Consider the following 2060-nt stretch of genomic DNA (forward strand, 5'->3'; position numbering starts at 1 on the left):
TGGGAGTTAGTTACCCCAGCCACCAATACAGCAGCCGGATCAAATTTATCTGGAAAAGTCCAGATTGATGGTTCTAGTACCGTCTATCCTATTTCTGAGGCGATGGCAGAAGAGTTTCAAAAGGCGAATCCTGGGGTGCAAGTTACTGTGGCTTCCTCTGGTACAGGTGGCGGCTTTAAGAAGTTCTGTGCAGGTGAAACCGATATTTCTAATGCTTCTCGCCCTATTAAACCGGAAGAAGTGGAACTTTGTAAAAAAGGTAATATCGAGTACATTGAACTACCGATTGCTTACGATGGTATTTCTGTGGTAACTAACTCCCAAAATAACTTTCTACAATGCCTCACAGTTCCCGAACTAAAAAGGATGTGGGAGCCAGGTGCTCAAGGCAAAGTCACCCAGTGGAACCAAGTTAACCCTAAATTTCCTGCTCAGAAAATAGGTTTGTACGGTCCTGGTACTGATTCTGGTACTTACGACTATTTCACTCAAGCAGTTGTGGGTAAGGAAGGGGAAAGCCGGGGAGACTACACTGCTAGTGAAGATGACAATACCTTAGTACAGGGTGTGAGCGCTGACCCAGGTGGTATAGCATTCTTCGGCTATGCCTATTATGAAAACAACAAAGACAAATTAAAGCTTGTAAGCATTGATAATGGTAAGGGATGTGTTCAGCCTAGTCCACAAACGATCGCCGATGGTACTTACCAGCCTCTTGCTCGTCCAGAATTTATCTACATCAAAAAAACAGTGGCGACGCGTCCTGAAGTCAAGGCTTTTGTTGATTTCAATTATGCTCAGGCAAACCAAAAGCTAATATCAGAAGTAGGCTACGTGCCTTTACCTAGTGACATACTCTCTGAAGTTCAGACACGTTTCAATAGTGGGAAAGTAGGTTCGATTTTTGAAGGTGAGGGTTCTCAAGTGGGTGTCACCCTGAAAGATCTTCTCAAGAAACAACAGTAAGAGTTATCCACTAATTACTTACTCTGTTGACAATGTGAAAATGTGATGTAAACACAATTTGCACTACGCCCTGGTAGCTGGAAGTAGCAGTTTGTCGAACAAAGTCCGCTGACGCTGAGTTAATTTAAGGCTTATAGTCTCCAGATATATTCAGCACTTCCAGCCTTTGGGCAGCTTTTACAAATTGGGCACAGTGGCTATAAAAAGAGTTTGAATTTATGAGGTTGTCCCCAAATGACTGCCAGCCCACTATCTAATGAACCAGATAAATCCAACTTATGGCAGCCCAATCGGACTTTGAATAAGCGGGTGGAAACTGGCGTCAAAGCGCTGTTTGCCTTGTTTGCCTTTGTCTCAGTTGTAACCACAATTGGCATTGTCTTAACGCTGATTTTTGAAACTGTAGAATTTTTTCAAACAGTCTCCATCTGGCAGTTTTTAACAGACACACAATGGACGCCGCTGTTTACCAATAAGCAGTTCGGTATCATGGTGCTAATTAGCGCCACGTTGCTCATATCTGTAATTGCGATCGCAGTAGCATTGCCACTAGGATTGTTAGCCGCTATCTGCTTAAGTGAGTATGCCCCAGCTAAACTTCGCAAATGGCTAAAGCCAGCCCTAGAAGTATTGGCCGGAGTACCTACCGTTGTGTTTGGTTACTTTGCACTGTTCACAGTTACACCCTTCCTGCAAACATTCATCCCAGGTATGCAAGGATTCAATGCTTTGAGTGCGGGTATAGTACTGGGAATTTCAATTATTCCTCTGGTAGCTTCTTTGAGTGAAGACGCTCTTTATTCCGTTCCGCGTAGTTTGCGGGAAGGTGCTTATGCATTGGGAGCAACCAAGCGGGAAACAATTATTTCAGTAGTGTTACCAGCAGCTTTATCTGGGATAGTAGCTTCTTTCATCTTGGCTATTTCCCGCGCCATTGGTGAAACAATGATTGTTACTATCGCGGCTGGTCAAAAATCAAAAATCAAAAGTCAAAAGTGTTATGGAATAAGCTCTTTAGGGATTTTAAATGGTTGCTCTATTTACGCCGTGGCGTACTAGTTATTCACGGCTAATATAGCCTGGTAGCGCCAACA

At 43.5% G+C, this 2060-nt stretch carries 2 protein-coding genes; both read left to right on the forward strand.

The window, feature by feature from the left end; genetic code table 11:
- Positions 1 to 966, forward strand: a 966-nt coding sequence (locus LC574_RS37445) for a PstS family phosphate ABC transporter substrate-binding protein (RefSeq protein ID WP_229458672.1), incomplete at its 5' end; no start/stop codon positions are given.
- Between the two features lie 234 nt (positions 967 to 1200).
- Positions 1201 to 2025: a phosphate ABC transporter permease subunit PstC gene (gene pstC, locus LC574_RS37450; protein WP_229458673.1), complete on the forward strand. Its 825-nt coding sequence runs from the start codon at positions 1201 to 1203 to the stop codon at positions 2023 to 2025.
- Positions 2026 to 2060: the final 35 nt, after the last annotated feature.

Source organism: Nostoc sp. CHAB 5715 (assembly GCF_020829685.1).
GTDB lineage: Bacteria > Cyanobacteriota > Cyanobacteriia > Cyanobacteriales > Nostocaceae > Nostoc.

What these genes read in the sequence shown, in the direction of transcription:
- pstC (WP_229458673.1), top strand. Translation starts at nt 1,201, where the DNA reads ATGACTGCCAGCCCACTATCTAATGAACCAGATAAATCCAACTTATGG.